Consider the following 18,488-nt stretch of genomic DNA (forward strand, 5'->3'; position numbering starts at 1 on the left):
GCGGACCCGGTCGGCGCTAGGCGGTGATCTCGGCCGCCTCGCCTTCGGGGTCCTGGTCGCCGGCGAAGCCCGGCAGCCACCGCACGGCCTCGGCGCGGAGCGCGACCTCGGCCTCCAGCTGGCACAGCACGCCCCCGCAGCCCGCCAGCGCGCGGCTGACGGCCAGGTACTGGGGCGGCAGCCGGAGCTGGCGGGCCAGGGCCCCGGGCCGCATGTCCGAGGCGACCCCGAACCCGTGCGCGGTCTGACGGCGCATCCACTCGCGGGTGTACCGGAAGCGCTCCTCGGCGAACGGCGTCGCGTGCGGGACGACGAGGGCGGCGACCTGCTCGGGGTCCACCTCGCCGCCCGGGTCCAGGAAGCCCTCCTCGCGCAGGGCCGCCACGATCTCCTCGGACGTGCCGAGGGTGCCGATCCGCAGCAGCCTGCCGATCGACCACTGGAGCTCGGCCGGGACGCGGGCCGCGCCGCCGAAGTCCATGACGCCGAGGCGCCCGTCGTCCAGCAGCCGGAAGTTGCCCGGGTGCGGGTCGATGTGGATCATCCCGCAGCGGGCCGGGCCGGACAGCAGGAACCGGAAGAGGAGCTGCCCGGCGCGGTCGCGGTCCTCCCGCGTCCCCGCGGCGATGACCTCGGCCAGCGGGGTGCCGCCGAGCCACTCGGTGACCAGGACGTTGCCCGACTGGGCCACGACCGCGGGCACCAGGATGTCGGGATCGCCGGCGTAGGCGTCGTGGAAGGCGGTCTGCGCGCGGGCCTCGTCGACGTAGTCGAGCTCCTTCTCGAGCCGCCGCTTGAGGTCGGCGACGACCGGCTTGACCTCGACGCCCGGGAACAGCGGGTTGATCAGCCGGCTCAGCCGGGAGATCTGGTTGAAGTCGCTCATCAGCGCGCGCCCGGCGCCGGGGTACTGCACCTTGACCGCGACCTCGCGGCCGTCGCGCCAGACCGCCCGGTGCACCTGCCCGATCGAGGCGGCGGCGGCCGGCCGGTCGGCGAACTCGGCGAACCGGTCGCGCCAGTCCGGGCCGAGCCCCTCGGCCAGGACGCGGTGGGTGGTGGCGGCGGGCATCGGCGGCGCCGACTCCTGAAGCCGGGTCAGGCTGGCGCGGAAGGGCCCGGCGAGCTCCTCCGGCAGCCCGGTCTCGAAGATCGACAGGAGCTGGCCGACCTTCATCGCGCCGCCCTTGAGCTCGCCCAGCACCGAGAAGAGCTGCTCGGCGGTGCGGCGCTGCACCTCGAGCGCGACGGCCTCGGCGGGGCGTCCGATGGTCCGCTTGCCGAAGCCGAGCGCGGTGCGGCCGGCGAACCCGAGGGGCAGGCTCGCCAGCTTGGCGGTCCGCGTCACCGCGCGGCGGGGTATGTCACTCACGGCTGACCGTCCCAACTGTCGTCGTTCGGCGTAGCGCACGACGCTCGCAGCCTCTCATATAGGGCAATCCCGGCGATATATCCCGCACGGCCATAAAGCCGGGCTGCGGGCGGCTCACCGGCCCGGCCGGACCAGCGGGAACGCGATCGTCTCGCGGATGGGCCGGCCGGTGAGGGTGATCAGCAGCCGGTCGACGCCCATGCCCATGCCGCCCGCCGGGGGCATCCCGTGCTCCAGCGCGCGGAGGAAGTCCTCGTCGAGCTCCATCGCCTCGGGGTCGCCGCCGGCGGCCTGGAGCGACTGCTCGACGAGCCGCCGCCGCTGGAGGATCGGATCGGTCAGCTCGGAGTAGGCGGTGCCGAGCTCCATTCCGAAGACGATCAGGTCCCACTTCTCGGCGAGCCGGTCGTCCGCGCGGTGCGGGCGGGTGAGCGGGGAGGTCTCGGCCGGGTAGTCGCGGACGAAGGTGGGGGCCTTGAGCCCGGACTCGACCAGCGCCTCGAACAGCTCCTGGACGAGGCGGCCCTGACCCCAGGCGGGATCGGGCTCCATCCCGGCCCTCCCGGCGTGCCGCCGGACCACGTCGAGGGCGGTGCCGGGCCCGACCTCCTCGCCGAGGGCCTCCGACACCGACCCGTAGACGGTGACCTCCCGCCAGGGCCCGGCCAGGTCGTGCTCCACGCCGTCGCGGACGACGATCGTGGTGCCGAGCGCGGCGCGGGCGCTGGCGATCACCAGGTCGCGGGTGAGCACGGCCATGGTGTCGTAGTCGCCGTACGGCTCGTAGGCCTCCAGCATGGTGAACTCGGGATTGTGCGCGGCGTCGGCGCCCTCGTTGCGGAAGTCGCGGCCCAGCTCGAACACCTTCCCGACCCCGCCGATCAGCAGCCGCTTGAGGTACAGCTCGGGCGCGATCCGCAGGTAGAGCCGCATGTCGTAGGCGTTGATCCGGGTCGTGAACGGCCGGGCCGACGCGCCGCCGTGCACCGGCTGGAGGATCGGCGTCTCGACCTCCAGGTAGCCGCGCTCGCGCAGCACGTCGCGGACGGCGCGCACCGCGTCGCCGCGCCTGTGCAGCATCCGCCTGGCCTCGTCGCTGACGATCAGCTCGACCGTGCGGCGGCGCACCCGCGCCTCGGGGTCGGCCAGCCCGGTCCGCTTGCCCGGCAGCGGGTGCAGGCACTTGGCGGTCAGCGTCCACGCGGACGCGAGCACCGACAGCTCGCCGTGCCGGCTGGCGACCACCTCGCCGGTCACCCCGACCTGGTCGCCGAGATCGATCATCGACTTCCAGTCGGCCAGCGCGTCCGCGCCGAGCGTGTCGGCGGCCAGCATCACCTGGAGGTCGCCGGTCTCGTCGCGCAGCGTCACGAAGATCAGCCGGCCGTGCTCGCGGGCCAGCACCACCCGGCCGGCGATGGACGCGCGCCGGCCGGTGGCCGCGCCGGCGGCGAGCCCGCCGAACCGGGATCGCAGGCCCGCGGCGACGTCGGTCCGCTCGAAGCCCGGCGGGTAGGGGTCGACGCCCGCCGCGCGGATGCGCTCCAGCTTCTGGTACCGGACCCGCTCCTGCTCCGAGGGCCGGCGCCTGGGGGCGCGGCCCTCGCCGGCGCGCCGCTCGATCTCGGCGGTCCGGCCGACCAGCTCGGGCGTGGGCGCCCGGTGCGCCGCCCCGTCGAGCCGCCGCCGGGTGAGGGTCGGCACGAACCCCTCGGCGCGCCCGTACGCCAGCCCGAGCCGGATCAGGCCGCCGCTCACGTGGGCGAAGCACACGTACCGCGGCACCCAGTCGGGGTGGTATTTGGCGTTGGACAGGTACAGCGACTCGAGCTGCCAGAACCTGGAGGCGAGCGACAGCACCCGGTAGGCCAGCCGGGTGACCGGGCCGGCGCCGATCTGCGAGCCGCGCTCGAAGGTCGAGCGGGCCACCGCGAAGTTGAGCGAGACGCGGCGGGCGCCGACCGCGGCCGCCCGCTCGGCGAGCTTGGCGACCATGAACTCGTTCAGCCCGTTCTCGGCCGCCGCGTCGCGCCGCATCAGGTCGAGCGAGAGGCCGTCGCGCCCCCACGGGACGAAGCTCAGCAGCCCGTGCAGCACCCCGTCGGCGTCGAACGCCTCGACCATCACGCAGCGGCCGTCGGTCGGGTCGCCGAGCCGTCCGAGCGCCATCGAGTAGCCGCGCTCGGTCGCCCCCTCGCGCCACTGCTCGGCGCGCTGCACGATCGCGGTCATCTCGACGGCGGGGATCTGCTCGTGCCGCCGGACCCGGACCGTGTAACCGGCCCGCTCGACCCGCCGCACCGCCTGCCTGACCTGCCGCATCTCGCGGCCGTCCAGATTGAAGGCCGTGGTGTCGACGATCGCCTCGTCGCCGAGCTCCAGCACGTTCAGGCCGTGCCGCCGGTAGGCGACGGCGGCGCGCTCGCCCACGCTGACCGCGCCGGGCGTCCACGCGTGCGCCTGGCACTCGCCGAGCCACGCCTCGATCGCCTGGTCCCACGACTCGGGGTCGCCGAGCGGGTCGCCGCTGGCCAGGCAGACCGGCCCGAGGGCCCGGTAGGCGATGGCGGCCCGGCCGTTCGGCGCGACCAGCAGGTCCTTGTCGCGGCGCAGCGCGAAGTAGCCGAGCGAGTCCTCCTCGCCGAAGGCGGCCAGCAGCTCGCGGGCGCGCAGCTCCTCGGCCGGGGTGAGCACCGCGTCGCGGTGGGCCGGCCGGAACAGCGCCCACACGGTGAGCATCAGCAGCCCTGTGCCGAGCACGCCGAGGAACATGTCGACCCAGCCCGGCACGGCGACCTCGACGGTGTCGCCGGTCACGCCCGCGCCGACGAGCGTCTGGACCGCCACATACACCGGCTCGGTCCAGAACCCGCCCTTCGGGTCGCGGTCGGTGAGCCACACCAGGGAGGTGCCGATCAGGCCGCTGACCACCAGCAGCGCGCCGAAGACCCGCAACGCCAGCCGCAGGTTGGCGCGGTCGGGGAGCGTGCGGAACTCGCGCCGCGCCGCGGTCAGCAGCACCAGCGCCGCCCCGTAGCCGACCGCGGCCAGCCACTCGCCGATGCCCGGCCCGAACCCGGGCCCGGCGGCGCCGAGGAGCAGGGCCAGCACCGACAGCCCGAAGAACAGCACGAGCAGGGCCAGGGTGATCCGCCAGGCCGCCTTCTTGCGGCGCCGCACCCCGTTGGACAGCAGGATGAGCAGGACGCCCCACGGCATGCTGGGCAGCCAGCCGAAGTAGCCGATCCAGCGCAGGATCCACACGTCGAGCAGCCGCTCGAGCCAGTCGGCCGACAACCAGGCCAGGATCGAGACCACGCCGGACAGCCGCAGGTACCACGCCAGCGCCGCCGGTACGGCCTCGACCACCGTTCTCGTCCGCACCATGTCCCCCGACCGATGCCGTCCGCCCGGCCCGCGAGCGGCCGTCAGCCCACTTTACCCAGGTCGGCGGCGGGCCGGAGGGGGCAGGCGGGCACCGGCGTGGTCACCGTCGTGGACGCCGACCGGTCCACTGTCGCCGACGCCGCCGAGGACGACGAGCCGATGGCGGTGTTCGACGCCTGGAGACGCTGGGGGCCGTCCCGGAGCGCTAGGAGGGGCCGCGTTCCGCAGGTGGAGCGGATTCCGCGGCGGCGGCGGTGGTGCCCGTGGCCGCGCGCGGCGGGCGGAGCAGCAGTAGGACGACCGCCAGGAGCAGCAGGACCACCGCCCCGTCCAGCCAGTAGTGGTTGGCGGTGGCGACCACGACCGCGACGGTGAGGAGCGGGTGCGCCGCCCACAGCCACCGCCACCGGGTGCGGCTGCTGACGATCAGCCCGACCGCGATGACGACGGCCCACCCGATGTGCAGCGACGGCATGGCGGCGTACTGGTTGGCGACGGTGTCGGTCTGCGGCGCCCCGTACACCGCGGGCCCGTACTCGGCGCCCGTGTCGATCAGGCCGGTGGCGGTGAGCATCCGGGGCGGGGCGAGCGGGAGGAGCAGGTGCAGCGCCAGCCCGGCGCCGGTGAGCGCCACCACCACCCGCCGGATCCAGCGGTAGTGGAAGGGCCGCCGCAGGTAGATCCAGAGCAGGAACGCGATGGTCGCGGGGAAGTGCACGTAGGCGTAGTAGGAGTTGGCCACGTGCACGAGCGCGTGGCTCTGGAGCAGCCCGTGCTGGACGGTCACCTCGCTCGGCAGCCGCAGGTACCGCTCCAGGTCCCAGACCCGGTGCGCGTTCCCGAACGCCTCGCCGACCCGTCCGGTCGCCGCCAGCCGGCCCAGCTTGTAGACGCAGAACAGCACGGTGATCAGCAGCAGCTCCCGGACCGGCCGCGGCCGGGGCCGCCGGCCGGGACCGCCGTCCGGCCGCACCGGCCCGGCGGGGCGGCCCGGTCTCCGGAGCCGGGGCGGCTGCTGGAGCAGGTTCATGTGCGGTCCTTCGGGGGGTGGGCACCGCGGGGGGGCGGTGCGGAGGGGGGTGGTCCCCGGACCGCCCGTCCTCGGCGGGCGGCCCGGATTCGTTCAGCGGGCGCGGGTGTCCTCCAGTTCTCGTTCCCCGTCCGGGCGGGGAACGCTCTCGCCGTCGCCGAGCAGATGCCGCAGCCTCTCACCCTCGACGTCGACGTCGGGCAGGATCTTGGCGAGCGGGGACGGCAGCCACCACGCGGCCCGCCCGAAGAGCGCCATCACCGCCGCCCGGGGATGGAGAAGTCGCTGGAGGTCGGGCCCTTGAGCGCGGCGGCGCCGACGCCCATGAGCACCAGCAGCCCCACCCAGAGCAGGGCGACGAGCCTGCGCCGCCGGAAGGAGAACCGGCCGAGCCGGTAGAGGAAGGTGGCCAAGAGAGATCCCATCGATGCAGGGAACGCCGGGAGGCGGCCGGAGCGGTCACTAGGGCGCGCGAGACTCGCCGCGCGACCTGGCGGGTCGCCGGGCTGCGGTCACGGGAGGTCCCGTGAGCCCCGCGGTGGGGGTGGGATGCCGCCTTGGAGGGGCCGGCGCACGGCCGGCGGCGGGCCGGCGCCGGACGCGGGTCAGGCGGGACGCGGATCGGGCGGCGGGAGCCCGGCGCGGAGCTGCGCGAACGCGGAGTCGATCAGCTCGGGCAGGTCGGCACCGGTCCCGCCGTTCACCCGGGCCTCGGCGACGACGCGCAGCGTCACCGCCACCACCCCGGCGAGCAGGTGCGGGTAGAGGTCCCGCCCGGCGTCGGTGCCGGTGCGGTCGGCGATCACCTCGGCGATCTGCCGCTGGATCTCGCCGAGCCCGCCGAGCTGGCGGGCCAGCAGCGCCGGCTCGTCCTTGATCACGCGCAGCAGCGCGAGGGTCTCCTCGCGGGGGCCGGACGGCAGGCCGGCGCCCAGCACCGCGCGCAGCGACGTCCAGACCGGCTCGGCGGCCGGCCGGGCCCGCAGCGCGTCGATCAGGTCGCGGGCGCCGTCGGTCAGCGGGGAGACGATCGCCTCTTCCTTGCCCGCGAAGTAGTTGTGGAAGGTGCGCGGCGAGACGCCCGCCTCGGCGGCGATGCCCTCGACCGTCACGCCCGCGGCACCGTGCCGGATCGCCAGGCGCAGCGCGGCCCGGCTCAGCGCCTCGCGGGTCGCGGCCTTCTTCCGTTCGCGCAGACCGAGGCCGGTCTCCACGGTCATCGGGGCTCCACGGTCATGAAGACCACCGTAGACCAAACTTGCACAACCCGCAAAATTTCAGGCGCTGCCATATTGGGTGATGTGCATCTCATCCCGGTCCGGGCCCGATGGCCGCCGGCCGGTCAGTAGGCCACCGGCGGGCTCTCCCTCCCGGTGCCCTGGTAGGCGCCCTGGAACTGGAACCCGGGCAGCGCCCGGTACGTGCCGCGCGCGGGCTTGGCCGTCACCTGGTACGTGCAGGTCAGGCTGGCGCAGCGCGATGAGACCCAGCGGCGTTCTGCTGGCCGAGCATCTTGACGGGTGCCGGGGGCGACGGCATGAGGGCCGGACTGGCGGCGGCAGGGGTGTCAGGTGTGGCGGGCGGAGCGAGCGTGGGCGCTGAAGCAGGTGCGGAGGCGGAGGCGGGTACGGGTGCGGGTGCGGACGCCGGTGCGCCGGTCGTGGCGGCCTCCGGCATCACCGGCGGCGGGACGAGCGCGAACGGGGCCGTCCGGGCGGCCGTCGCGATGTCGAGCAGGCGGTGGCCGAGCGCGAGCGCCGCGGGACGGGCGGCGGGGTGCTTGGCGAGGCACTCCTCGATGAGCGGCCACAGCCCGTCCGGGAGGCCGGGCACCGGCTCGGGCTCCGCGCTCAGATGGCCCCGCATCACGGCTCCCGGATGGTCGCCGCGGAAGGGCAGCTCTCCCGCCACCAGCTCGTACAGCGTGACCCCGGCGGCATACACGTCGGCGGCCGGGGTGACCGGCTCTCCGCTCAGCACCTCGGGCGCCAGGAAGGCGGGCGTGCCCGCGATGGCGCCCGCCGCGGTGACGGTGGTCTCGTCGAGGATGCGGGCGACGCCGAAGTCGGCGAGCCGGACCGGCGAGGTGCCGGCCCGGCATGGTCGAGCAGCACGTTGGCGGGCTTGAGGTCGCGGTGCACCGTGTCGGCGGCGTGCACCGCCGCGAGCGCCGTGCACACCTGCGCGACCAGCCAGGCCGCCTCGGCGGCGGGCAGCCGCCCGCCCCGGCGGCGCCGGTAGGCCCGCAGGTCCTCGCCCGGCACCAGGTCCATCACCAGCGCGAGCCGGTCGCCCTCCACGATCATGTCGTGCACCGCGACCACGTTGGCGTGCCTGACCCGCAGCAGCGCGGTCCGCTCCCGGACGAACCGGGTCAGCGCCGCCGGGTTCCCGGCCAGTTCCGGACGGAGCAGCTTGATCGCGTAGGCGGTGCCGGTGCGGGTGTCGCGGCCCCGCCACACCACTCCCATGCCGCCCTCGCCGAGCCGTTCCTCCAGCACGTACCGGCTCCCCAGCGAAAGCCCGTCGTCGGTCATCCGGTGGCCCCTTCTCCCCGTCCGAGGGGAGCCTAGACCACTACGTCAGGGGCAATCCGGTGTAATTCTCGGCCAGTGACACCGCCGCGGCCGGGGAGGACGCCACGTAGTCCAGGTGCGACCGCTGGAGCCTCCGGGCGAAGTCGTCCGCCTGCGGGTCGGTGTGCAGCAGCGTCGTCATCCAGTACGAGAAGTGCTCGGCGCGCCAGACGCGCCGCAGGCAGGTGGCCGAGTAGGAGTCGAGCAGCGCCTCGGAGCCGGAGGCGTACCGCTCGGTGAGCGCGCGGGCCAGCACGGTCACGTCGGAGACCGCCAGGTTGAGGCCCTTGGCGCCGGTCGGCGGGACGATGTGCGCGGCGTCGCCGGCCAGGAACAGCCGGTCGTGCCGCATCGGCTCGGCGACGAAGCTGCGCATCGGGGTGATCGACCGGTCGGTGATCGGCCCCTCGTCCAGCGTCCAGCCGTCGCCGGTGCCGAGCCGGACCGCCAGCTCGTCCCAGATCCGCGCGTCCGGCCAGGCCGCGATCTCCTCGTCCGGCGCGACCTGGAGGTAGAGCCGGCTCACTGCGGGCGAGCGCAGGCTGTGCAGCGCGAACCCGCGGTCGTGGTGGGCGTAGATCAGCTCGCCCGTGGACGGCGGGACGTCGGCGAGGATCCCCAGCCACGCGAACGGGTACTCGCGCGAGAACGTGCGGACCCCCGGCACCGCCGGGCGGCCCACCCCGTGGAAGCCGTCGCAGCCGGCGATGTAGTCGCAGTCCAGGGTGTGCGTCCGGCCGTCCTGCCGGTAGGTCACGCTCGGGCCGGACGGGTCGATCTCCACCGCCCGCGCCCCGAACCGGACGTCGCCGCCGTCCGCGAGCCGCAGCGCGACCAGGTCCTTGACGATCTCGGTCTGCGCGTAGACGGTCACCGTGCGGCCGGTCAGGTCGGTGAGCGGGATACGGTGCCCGGCGCCGCCGAACCGCAGCTCCAGGCCGTGGTGCACGAGGCCCTCGCGGTCGAGGCGCTCGCCCGCGCCGCAGCCGCGCAGCACGTCGGTCGTGCCCTGCTCCAGCATCCCGGCGCGCTGCCGGTGCTCGACGTAGGCCCGGTCGCGGCCCTCCAGCACCACCGACGCGATCCCCTGCCGGTGCAGCAGCCGGGACAGCAGCAGGCCGGCCGGGCCTCCCCCGACGATCGCGACCTGGGTGCGCATGGCGCCTCCTCCTGCTCGCTCTCCCCCGCCGGCTCCGGCCGGCTCCCGCCGAATCGTCCCGCGCGCCGGCGCGGCCTCAGGAGCCGGTCTTCCGCTCAGCGGAAGGCTCGTCGGGGCGTCCGGCCGAGCCGCCCCGCCAGTGCGCCGCCACGTCGCGGGAGAGGGCGCGCGCGGCGGTGGTCAGGGGCGGCAGCAGCCGCCGCACGTCGGCGCTGCGGGTCCGCGCCACCAGCGACAGCGCGGCGGCCACCCGGCCGGACGCGTCGAACACCGGGGCCGCGACCGAGGCCGCGCCGAGCGTCATTTCGTCGCGGGTCACCGCGAAGCCGGTGCGGCGGACCTGCTCCAGGGAGCGGCGCAGCTCGGCCGGGTCGGTGACGGTGCGGGCCGAGTGCCGGTCCAGACCCCCGGCGAGGACGGCCTCGCGGACCGCCTCGGGCGCGTACGCGAGCAGCACCTTGCCGACGCCGGTGGCGTGCAGCGGCAGCGACGCGCCGACCTGGGTGACGACCGGGACCGAGCGGGTGCCGCGCAGCCGCTCGACGAACAGCGCCCGCCCGTCGCGCAGCACGGCGAGCTGCACGTTGTCGTGCGTCGCCTCGTAGAGGTCCTCCATGTGCGGCAGGGCCAGCTCGCGCAGCCCGGTGACCGCCGGGGCCTGGCTGCCGATCCGCCACAGCCGGGTCCCGATGCGGTACGTACCGTCCGGCACCCGCTCCAGGAAGCCGCCCGCGGCCAGCTCGCCGACCAGCCGGTGCCCGGTCGCGAGCGGCAGCCCGGCCCGGCGGCAGATCTCGCTGAGGTTGAGCCGCACCCCGCCGGCGGCGAAGGCGTCCAGGATCGCCATCACCTTGCCCGCGACGCTGATCGGCCGCGCCCGCTCCGCCATGTTCCTCCCGGTCCTCACTCCTGCTCGGCAAGTACCCGCTGGGCGACGGCGAACGCGGAATTGGCGGCGGGGACCCCGCAGTAGATCGCGGTCTGGAGCAGGACCTCCTTGATCTCGTCCTCGGTGAGGCCGTTGCGGAGCGCGGCGCGCACGTGCATGGCCAGCTCGCCCTCGTGGCCCCCGGCGACCAGGGCGGTGAGCGTGATGCAGCTCCGGGTGCGGCGGTCCAGGCCCGGCCGGGTCCAGATCTCGCCCCACGCGTACCGGGTGATGAGGTCCTGGAAGTCGGCGGTGAACCCGGTGGTGCCCGCCGCGGCCCGGTCGACGTGCGCGCCGCCGAGCACCTCGCGCCGCACCACCAGTCCCGCCGCGTGCCGCCGCCGGTCGCCCTCGGCGAGGGCGTCCGCCCGCCCGGCCGCGTCCACCCGCCCGGCCGCGTCCGCCCGCTCGCCCGTGTCCGCCCGCTCGCCCGTGTCCAGCTCGTCGCTCATCGGTGGAGTCCCTTCCAGGTCAGGTCCAGGTGCCCGGTGATCGCGTCGGTGACCGGGCCGGGGCGCTCGGCGCTCGCCAGGTGGCCCGCGGCGCCGATGACGACCAGCCGGGCGCCGGGGATGCCCGCGGCCAGCACGTCGGCATGGGCTCCGCGCGGCGTCGCGACGTCCTCGGCCCCGGCGACGACCAGCGCCGGCGCGGTGATCTCGCCGAGGCGGGCGGTGACATCGAACCGGGCGAGCGCCTCGCAGCAGCCGGCGTAGCCCTCGGGGTCCACCGCGCGCAGCATCGCGACGTAGGGCCCGGCACCGGTGAAGCCGGGGGTGAACCAGCGCCCGGCGGCCGTGCCGGCGATCGGCCCGAGGCCCTCGCGGCGGACGAGCGCGGCCCGCTCGAGCCAGGGCTCCGGCGGCCCGAAGTGCGAGGACGTGCAGCACAGGACCAGGCTGCCCACCCGGCCGGGCGCGGCCAGGGCGAGGGCCTGGCCCACGGCCCCGCCGAGCGACACCCCGGCGCAGGCGGCCCGGCCGATCCCGTACCGGTCGAGGAGGCCCGCCACCCCGGCGGCGAGGTCCTCGACGGTGAACGGCCCGGCGGGCGGGGGCGCACCTCCGTGGCCGGGCAGCTCGTACCGCAGGGTCCGCCAGCGGGCGAGCGCGGGCAGCTGGGGGTTCCAGAGGGCCGAGGTGGTGCCCAGGGAGGGCCCGAGGACCAGGACGGGCGCGTCCTCGGGGCCGTCGAAACGGTGCTTCAAGATCATGCGCGGATCCTTCGGTACGCCTCGTACGCGGCCAGGGCGCGGTCGGTCATGGCGGGGGCGGCGCCGACGCCGGGGTCGCCGGGCAGGACGTCGAGCAGGGCGCCGAGGTTGGCGGCCATCCGCCCGGCGTCGGCCTCCAGGCCGTCCAGCATCTCGGCGGCGGTCTCGGCGGCGCCGCCGGTGAGGCGCAGGCACTCGCGGAGCGGCTGCCATTCGGCGTGCCATTCACCCGCGGGCCGCTCGTGCGGCGCGGACATCGAGGCGAACAGGACCTGGGCGTAGGCGGGGACCTGGAGCGCCGCCGACCGGACCATGGTGGCCAGCGCCGGGTTGCGCTTGTGCGGCATCGCCGACGAGCCGCCCCGGCCGGGCGCCGCGGGCTCGGCCACCTCGGCGACCTCGCTCTGCGCGAGCAGCACCACGTCGGTGGCGACCTTGCCGAGCGCGCCCGCGGTCAGCGCGAGCGCCGAGCCCAGCCCGGCGACCGGCGTGCGGCGGGTGTGCCAGGGCAGCACCGGCCGGTCCAGGCCGGTCTCGGCGGCGTACGCGGCGAGCAGGTCCAGGCCGAGGTCGCCGAAGCCGTCCAGGGTGCCGGCGGCGCCGCCGAGCTGGACCGGCAGGGCGAAGCCGGCGAGCGCGTCGCGCGCGTCCAGGACGCCGAGGAGCCACCCGGCGGCCTTCGCGCCGAACGTGGTGGGCAGCGCCTGCCGGCCCAGGGTGCGTCCCGCCATCGGGGTGCCGCGGTGGTGCGCCGCGATCCCGGCCAGCGCGTCCAGTGCCCGGTCGAGCCGGGCGAGGACGACGCGCCTGGTCCGGGCCGCGACGAGCATGGCGCCGGTGTCGACGATGTCCTGGCTGGTGGCGCCCCGGTGCGCGTGCTCGCCCGCCGGGCCGGCCAGCCTCCGCAGGTCGGCCAGCAGCGGGACCACCGGGTTGGCCGCGCCGCGCGCCCGGCGGGCCAGGGCGGGCAGGTCGAAGCGGTCGGCGCGGGCCGCCTCGGTGATCGCCGCGGCGGCGTCGGCGGGGACGATCCCGAGCCGGGCCTGGGCGCGGGCGAGCGCGGCCTCGGCGTCCAGCATCGCCTGGAGCCACGCCAGGTCGCCGGTCGCCGCCTCGGCGCCCGTCCCGGCCCGGACCGGGGACAGCAGCCCCACGTCCGGCGAAGCCTCAGAATCCAAGGAAGACCGTCTCCCCTTCACCCTGGAGGTGGATGTCAAAACGGTACGCCCCGCCGTCCTCACGCTCGGCGACCAGGGTGCCCCGGCGGGCGGCCGGGACCGCCGCGAGCAGCGGGTCGCCCGCGTGGACAGCGCCGTCCTCGGGAAAGTACAGCCGGGTGAAGACCGGCTTGAGCAGGCCCCGGGCGAAGACCAGCACCGCGATGAAGGGGGCCGCGCCGCCCCCGCCGGCGGCGCCGGCGGCGCCGGGCTTGACGGTGTCGAACCAGTAGTGGCCGTCCGGGCTGGTCGCGCACCGGCCGAAGCCGGAGAAGCCGTGTCCGGCGCGGCGCAGCCCGCCGGGGCGGCGCGGGACCTCGCCGTCCTCGTCGGCCTGCCAGATCTCGACGAGCGCGTCCGGGACGGCGGTGCCCGCACCGTCGAGGACGCGGCCGTGCACCCGGATCGCGCCGGGCCGCCAGCCGGGGACGACCTCGGGCCCGGTCTCGTACGGCAGCGCGTGCGCGAAGAAGGGGCCGACGGTCTGCGAGGGCGTGGCCCGCAGGTGCGGAGCGGTCATCTCATGCCTCCGTCGGGGTGTCACCGAGGACGATGTCCCACTGGTAGCCGAGCGCCCACTCGGGCTCGGTGGCGTCCAGGTCGAACCGCGAGACCAGCAGGTCGCGGTCGTCCTGCTCGGGGATCGACCGGAGGATCGGGTCATGGGCGAAGAGCGGGTCGCCCGGGAAGTACATCTGCGTGACCAGGCGCTGCGCGAACGCGGTGCCGAACACCGAGAAGTGGATGTGCGCCGGGCGCCAGGCGTTGCGGTGGTTGCGCCACGGGTAGGCGCCGGGCTTGATCGTGACGAAGCGGTAGCGGCCCTCGCCGTCGGTGAGGCAGCGCCCCGCGCCGGTGAAGTTCGGGTCGAGCGGCGCGGGGTGCCGGTCGCCGCCGTGCGCGTACCGTCCGGCGGCGTTGGCCTGCCACACCTCGACCAGCGCGCCGCGCACCGGGCGGCCCGAGCCGTTCAGCAGCCGGCCGGTCACGATGATCCGCTCGCCGAGCGGCTCGCCGGGGTGCCGCCCGGTCAGGTCGGCGTCCAGCGCGCCGAGTTCCTCGTGCCCGAAGACCGGGGAGGTCAGCTCGACGCTGTCGGGCCCGAGCACGGGCATCACCGGCTCGTGCGCGGGGGCGCGCAGAACGGTGCTCCGGTAGCCCGGGTACAGGTAGGGCGGGTGGCTCATGCGGGGCCCCCCTCGGCCGGGACGGCCACGGCCGCCCCGGTGGCGGTGCGGACCTCGGCGGCGGTGACGCCGGGCGCGGTCTCGCTCAGGACCAGGCCGTCCGGGGTGACGTCCAGGACGCCGAGGTCGGTGATGATCCGGTCGACGCAGCCGGTCCCGGTCAGCGGCAGCGCGCAGCTCTCGACGATCTTGGGCGAGCCGTCCCGGGCGGTGTGGCCCATCACCACGATCACCCGGCGGGCACCGTGGACCAGGTCCATCGCGCCGCCCATCCCCTTGATCATCTTTCCGGGGACCGACCAGTTGGCCAGGTCGCCGCGGGCCGAGACCTCCATCGCGCCGAGCACCGCGATGTCGATGTGGCCGCCGCGGATCATGCCGAACGACAGCGCGGAGTCGAAACAGGACGCGCCCGGCAGGACCGTCACCGTCTCCTTCCCCGCGTTGATCAGGTCGGGGTCGACCTCGTCCTCGCCGGGGTAGGGGCCGACGCCCAGCACGCCGTTCTCGGCGTGCAGGACCACGTGCCGGCCCTCGGGCACGTATCCGGGGATCAGCGTCGGGAGCCCGATGCCGAGGTTGACGTAGGCGCCGTCGGGAAGCTCGGCCGCCGCACGGGCCGCAATCTCGTTCCTGGACCAGGCCATCAGGACCGCTCCCCTCCCCGCGCCGTCACCGTGCGCTTCTCGACCGGCTTGTCGGCCGCCTGCCCGGGGGTCAGCTCGACCACGCGCTGGACGAACACGCCCGGCAGGTGCACCGCGTCGGGGTCGATCTCGCCGGGCTCGACCAGCCGCTCGACCTCGGCCAGCGTGACCCGGCCGGCCATCGCGCACAGCGGGTTGAAGTTGCGGGCGGCCCGGTCGAAGACCAGGTTGCCGTGCCGGTCGCCCAGGGCCGCGCGGACCAGGGCGACGTCGGTGGTGATGCCCTCCTCCAGCACGTGGCGGCGCCCGCCGAACTCGCGGACCTCCTTGGCCGGGGACGCGATCGCGACGGTGCCGTCCGGCGCGTACCGCCAGGGCAGCCCGCCGTCGGCTACCATCGTGCCGACGCCGGCGGGGGTGTAGAACGCGGGGATGCCCGCGCCGCCCGCGCGCAGCCGCTCGGCGAGGGTGCCCTGCGGCATCAGCTCGACCTCGATCTCGCCGGCCAGGTACTGCCGGGCGAACTCCTTGTTGTCGCCCACGTACGAGCCCATGGCGCGCGCGATCCGCCCGGCGGCGAGCAGCCGGCCGAGCCCCCGGCCGTCGAGCCCGCAGTTGTTGGAGACCACCCGCAGATCGCCGGTGCCCCGCTCGTACAGGGCGCCGATCAGCACCGCCGGCACCCCGCAGAGCCCGAAGCCCCCGACGGCCAGCGAGGCCCCGTCACCGATACCGGCGACGGCCTCCGTCGCCGAGGCCACGACCTTGTCCATGTGCCTCCCCATCCGCTCCCCGGCGCGCCCCGGTCACCGGGTCCGCCGATGACGCCAGCCTCCCAGCGGATCCGGCCGGCGCCGGGAGCGGGTTTCCGCTCAGTGGAAGGCCGGGCCGGGTTCCCGGGCCCGCTCGGGCCGCCCGGACGGCGCGAACGGCGCGGTGCCGGAGAACGCCGAGATGCGCGCGATGCCGTCGGCGGTGGCCCTGACCACCTGGAACCGGAACGGGCGGTGCACGCCGTCGTCGCCGCGCCGGGTCCGGGCGATCCGGCCGACGTGCGCGGCGCCCGCGTACCACTCGGGAAAGGGTGGCATCTCCCAGACCGCGTCCTTCTTGAACAGCTCGATCAGCGCGCCGATGTCGGCCGCCTCGAAGGCCGCGGCGTACCGGTCGAGGAGCTCGCGGCGGCGCGGGTCGGTGGGCTCGGTCAGCTCGTCGCGGGCCGGGGCGGCCCGCTCGAGCCGGGCGCGGGCCCGCTGCAACGCGCTGTTGACCGAGACGGTGGAGGTCCGCATCAGCCCGGCGACCTCGGCCGCCCGCCATTTGAGCACGTCCCGCAGGATGAGCACGACGCGCTGGTTGGGCGGCAGGAGCTGGAGGGCCGCGGCGAACGCCAGCCGGGTCGACTCGCGGGCGGCGACGATCGAGGCGGGATCGGCCGACTCGGAGGCCGGCACCGCGCCGGGCGCGGGCTCCGGCCAGGGCCCGCCGGGCGAGGCGACCGCGCGCCGCTCTGGCTCCTCGTCTGGCGCGCCGAGCCCGGACGGCAGGGGCCGGTGGCCGCGCTGGTGGATCGCGGTGAGGCACGCATTGGTCGCGATGCGGTAGAGCCAGGTGCGCAGCGAGGAGCGGCCCTCGAAGCCGCCGTAGGACCGCCAGGCCCGCAGGTAGGTCTCCTGCACCAGGTCCTCGGCGTCGTGGATCGAGCCGAGCATCCGGTGGCAGTGGGCCAGCAGTTCCCGCCGGTAGGGATCGGCGAGGCGCTGGAAGTCATGGTCGCGGTCGATCGTGCTGTTCACCATGATTGATCACCTTCATTCGCGCCTTTCGCCGAGCGGCGCCGCGGTCCGGAGTCACCCGTCCGACGGTAGGCCGCCCCACCGACAGAACCGGGGACGCATCCCCATCATAGGCTCTGACCTGCGACTCCACCCGATCGGCGGACACGCCGGAGGCGCCGCGGGCCCCGCGCGGACGGCCGTTCGACCCGCGCCGGGCCCCGTCGGAACGCGACCTTCGGGAAACCTGGCGTCCTCCGGCGCGAAAGACTTCCGTAGGAACGGGTATGCCTGCACTCTGGACTGCACATCATCGGTGGCAAGGACCCTCGGGAGGGAATGTGATCGCGAGACCGGAGGGCGGCCCGCGCGTGGTCGTGGGGGTCGACGACTCCGCCGGCGCGCGCTGCGCCCTGTCCTGGGGGATCGGCGAGGCCCGGCTCCGGCGGCTGCCGATGCTGGTGGTGCACGCCGCGCCGCTGCCCCCGCACGTGTCGGCGGCCGGGCAGCTCGGCTGCGGGGTCACCGAGGCGCTGCGCGGCGCGGGCGCCGAGCTGATCGCGCGGCTGCTCGCCGAGGTGTCGGACGGGCCGCCGGACGGCGTCGAGCTGAGCGCGCTCGCCCTGGTCGGCGAGCCGGGCGCCACCCTGGTCCGGCTCGCCGGCGACGACGACCTCCTGGTCGTCGGGCACGGCTCCCGGGGCCCGCTGTCGCGGCTCGTCCGGCCCTCGGTGCGGCTGCACTGCGCGCGGCGCGCCCAGGCCACCCTGGTGTGCGTCCGGCCGCCGTCGCTGGACGCACTGCTGGAATCGCTCGCCGCGCAGGACCGGCCCCCGGATCCGGGGCCCGACCCCGACCGGCCGCGCCTGCGGCGGATCGGGCGGCGGCCGAGGCACTCCCGGTAAGATCGTCCCCTGGCTGGGGGGGCGGTCATGCGCAAATACGTCATCGTCGGAGTGCAGGGCAGCGGGAAGGGCACGCAGTCGCTGCTGCTCGCCCGCGACCTGGACCTGGTGCACATCAGCGTGGGCGACGTCTTCCGCTGGCACGTGCAGAACCGCACCAAGCTCGGCGCCCTGGTCCGCCGGACGATGGCGGCGGGCGAGCTGGTCGGCGACGACCTGGCCGAGCGCGTGGTGCGCGAGCGGCTGGACCAGCACGACTGGAACCACGGCTTCGTCATCGACGGCTTCCCGCGCAACCGCAGGCAGGCGGAGTTCTTCCTGGAGAGCTACGACATCGACGGCGTCATCCACCTCGACCTGCCGGACGCGGAGGTGCGCCGCCGCGTGCTGGCCCGGCGGCTGTGCTCGGGCTGCGGCCTCGACTACAACCTCATCGCGCACCGCCCCGAGCGCGAGGGGCGCTGCGACGTGTGCGGCGGCGAGCTGGTCAGCCGCGAGGACGACTCCGAGGAGGTCCTCGCCGAACGCCTCCGGCTGCACCACGAGAAGACCGATCCCGTGCTGGAGCTGTTCCGGGGCAAGGAGTTCGTGGTCACCGTGGACGCGCGGGCGGGCGTCGACCAGGTGCAGCAGGCCATCAGGGAGCGGCTCGGCCTCCCGTCCCACCGCCCCTGACCCGGCCGCCGCCGATCACGGCCACGGGGTCACGGGGTCACGGGGCGGGGTCACGGGGCGGGGTCACGGGAGCTTCGCCACGGTGAGCAGGACGGCGGAGTCCTCCAGCGCCTCCAGCGAGTGCCGCGACGCCGGGACGACGATCAGATCGCCGGCCCGCCCCTCCCAGGAGTCCTCCCCCGCGTCGAGGCGCACCCGGCCGCACAGCACGTGGACCGTCGCCTCGCCGGGGTTCTCGTGCTCGGCGAGGCTCCGGCCGGACGCCAGCGCGATGACGGTCTGCCGGAGCACGTTCTCGTGCCCCCCGTGGACGGTGCCGGAGCTCCGCCCGGCGGGGTCCTGCGCGGCCTTCTTCAGGTGCTCCCGCGCCAGCGCGTCCAGAGATACTTTCAGCATGTCATCGACCTTTTCAGAAGC

At 75.5% G+C, this 18,488-nt stretch carries 20 protein-coding genes and 1 pseudogene; 2 read left to right on the forward strand and 19 right to left on the reverse strand.

What is annotated here, in order from left to right:
- Positions 1–16: 16 nt before the first annotated feature.
- From OHA34_RS05230 to OHA34_RS05315, 18 genes and pseudogenes are all read right to left on the reverse strand, one after another.
- A complete protein-coding gene (locus OHA34_RS05230) occupies positions 17–1,372 on the reverse strand; it encodes an ABC1 kinase family protein (protein WP_329520862.1) in 1,356 nt (451 codons plus the stop codon).
- Positions 1,373–1,486: 114 nt separating this feature from the next.
- Positions 1,487–4,759, reverse strand: coding sequence for a bifunctional lysylphosphatidylglycerol synthetase/lysine--tRNA ligase LysX (gene lysX / locus OHA34_RS05235; RefSeq protein ID WP_329520863.1), 3,273 nt, complete (start codon positions 4,757–4,759; stop codon positions 1,487–1,489).
- 205 nt (positions 4,760–4,964) lie between these two features.
- Positions 4,965–5,789 (reverse strand): phosphatase PAP2 family protein, encoded by an 825-nt coding sequence (locus OHA34_RS05240; protein WP_329520864.1) that lies wholly within the window; start codon positions 5,787–5,789, stop codon positions 4,965–4,967.
- A 93-nt stretch (positions 5,790–5,882) separates the two neighbouring features.
- Positions 5,883–6,047: a hypothetical protein gene (locus OHA34_RS05245; RefSeq protein WP_285942930.1), complete on the reverse strand. Its 165-nt coding sequence runs from the start codon at positions 6,045–6,047 to the stop codon at positions 5,883–5,885.
- On the reverse strand, positions 6,047–6,214 hold the full coding sequence (locus tag OHA34_RS05250) for a hypothetical protein (protein ID WP_285942929.1): 168 nt from the start codon (positions 6,212–6,214) through the stop codon (positions 6,047–6,049). The genes OHA34_RS05245 and OHA34_RS05250 overlap by 1 nt, the downstream gene beginning before the upstream one ends.
- 180 nt (positions 6,215–6,394) lie before the next feature.
- Complete coding sequence (locus tag OHA34_RS05255; RefSeq protein ID WP_285942928.1) at positions 6,395–7,009, reverse strand: TetR/AcrR family transcriptional regulator; 615 nt, start codon at positions 7,007–7,009, stop codon at positions 6,395–6,397.
- 241 nt (positions 7,010–7,250) lie between these two features.
- A complete protein-coding gene (locus OHA34_RS05260) occupies positions 7,251–7,838 on the reverse strand; it encodes a protein kinase domain-containing protein (RefSeq protein ID WP_329522377.1) in 588 nt (195 codons plus the stop codon).
- Positions 7,763–8,326, reverse strand: coding sequence for a serine/threonine-protein kinase (locus tag OHA34_RS05265; protein ID WP_329520865.1), 564 nt, complete (start codon positions 8,324–8,326; stop codon positions 7,763–7,765). Before OHA34_RS05265 ends, OHA34_RS05260 begins: the two co-directional genes overlap by 76 nt.
- A gap of 40 nt (positions 8,327–8,366) precedes the next feature.
- Positions 8,367–9,524, reverse strand: a complete 1,158-nt coding sequence (locus OHA34_RS05270; RefSeq protein ID WP_329520866.1) for a 4-hydroxybenzoate 3-monooxygenase — start codon at positions 9,522–9,524, stop codon at positions 8,367–8,369.
- A gap of 76 nt (positions 9,525–9,600) precedes the next feature.
- Positions 9,601–10,413 carry an IclR family transcriptional regulator gene (locus tag OHA34_RS05275; protein WP_285942925.1) on the reverse strand — a complete coding sequence of 271 codons (813 nt, stop codon included), beginning with the start codon at positions 10,411–10,413 and terminating at the stop codon, positions 9,601–9,603.
- Positions 10,414–10,427: 14 nt separating this feature from the next.
- A pseudogene (pcaC, locus tag OHA34_RS05280) lies at positions 10,428–10,790 on the reverse strand (4-carboxymuconolactone decarboxylase); the annotation flags it as partial.
- A gap of 110 nt (positions 10,791–10,900) precedes the next feature.
- On the reverse strand, positions 10,901–11,665 hold the full coding sequence (locus OHA34_RS05285; RefSeq protein WP_285942924.1) for an alpha/beta fold hydrolase: 765 nt from the start codon (positions 11,663–11,665) through the stop codon (positions 10,901–10,903).
- Positions 11,662–12,843 carry a 3-carboxy-cis,cis-muconate cycloisomerase gene (gene pcaB, locus OHA34_RS05290; protein ID WP_329520867.1) on the reverse strand — a complete coding sequence of 394 codons (1,182 nt, stop codon included), beginning with the start codon at positions 12,841–12,843 and terminating at the stop codon, positions 11,662–11,664. Before pcaB ends, OHA34_RS05285 begins: the two co-directional genes overlap by 4 nt.
- Positions 12,833–13,402, reverse strand: coding sequence for a protocatechuate 3,4-dioxygenase subunit alpha (gene pcaG, locus OHA34_RS05295; RefSeq protein WP_329520868.1), 570 nt, complete (start codon positions 13,400–13,402; stop codon positions 12,833–12,835). Before pcaG ends, pcaB begins: the two co-directional genes overlap by 11 nt.
- Before the next feature lies 1 nt (position 13,403).
- Positions 13,404–14,069: a protocatechuate 3,4-dioxygenase subunit beta gene (gene pcaH / locus OHA34_RS05300; protein ID WP_329520869.1), complete on the reverse strand. Its 666-nt coding sequence runs from the start codon at positions 14,067–14,069 to the stop codon at positions 13,404–13,406.
- Positions 14,066–14,716, reverse strand: coding sequence for a 3-oxoacid CoA-transferase subunit B (locus OHA34_RS05305; protein ID WP_285942920.1), 651 nt, complete (start codon positions 14,714–14,716; stop codon positions 14,066–14,068). The genes pcaH and OHA34_RS05305 overlap by 4 nt, the downstream gene beginning before the upstream one ends.
- On the reverse strand, positions 14,716–15,489 hold the full coding sequence (locus OHA34_RS05310; RefSeq protein ID WP_329520870.1) for a CoA transferase subunit A: 774 nt from the start codon (positions 15,487–15,489) through the stop codon (positions 14,716–14,718). The genes OHA34_RS05305 and OHA34_RS05310 overlap by 1 nt, the downstream gene beginning before the upstream one ends.
- Before the next feature lie 99 nt (positions 15,490–15,588).
- Positions 15,589–16,515: an RNA polymerase subunit sigma-70 gene (locus OHA34_RS05315; RefSeq protein ID WP_329520871.1), complete on the reverse strand. Its 927-nt coding sequence runs from the start codon at positions 16,513–16,515 to the stop codon at positions 15,589–15,591.
- Positions 16,516–16,832: 317 nt separating this feature from the next.
- Here OHA34_RS05315 and OHA34_RS05320 point away from each other — a divergent pair, with 317 nt between their 5' ends.
- Positions 16,833–17,396 carry a universal stress protein gene (locus tag OHA34_RS05320; protein WP_285942917.1) on the forward strand — a complete coding sequence of 188 codons (564 nt, stop codon included), beginning with the start codon at positions 16,833–16,835 and terminating at the stop codon, positions 17,394–17,396.
- A 27-nt stretch (positions 17,397–17,423) separates the two neighbouring features.
- A complete protein-coding gene (locus OHA34_RS05325; protein ID WP_329520872.1) occupies positions 17,424–18,071 on the forward strand; it encodes an adenylate kinase family protein in 648 nt (215 codons plus the stop codon).
- Between the two features lie 63 nt (positions 18,072–18,134).
- Here OHA34_RS05325 and OHA34_RS05330 read toward each other — a convergent pair whose 3' ends face one another.
- Positions 18,135–18,467: a cupin domain-containing protein gene (locus OHA34_RS05330; RefSeq protein ID WP_329520873.1), complete on the reverse strand. Its 333-nt coding sequence runs from the start codon at positions 18,465–18,467 to the stop codon at positions 18,135–18,137.
- Positions 18,468–18,488: the final 21 nt, after the last annotated feature.

The organism is Spirillospora sp. NBC_01491 (assembly GCF_036227065.1).
GTDB lineage: Bacteria > Actinomycetota > Actinomycetes > Streptosporangiales > Streptosporangiaceae > Spirillospora > Spirillospora xylanilytica.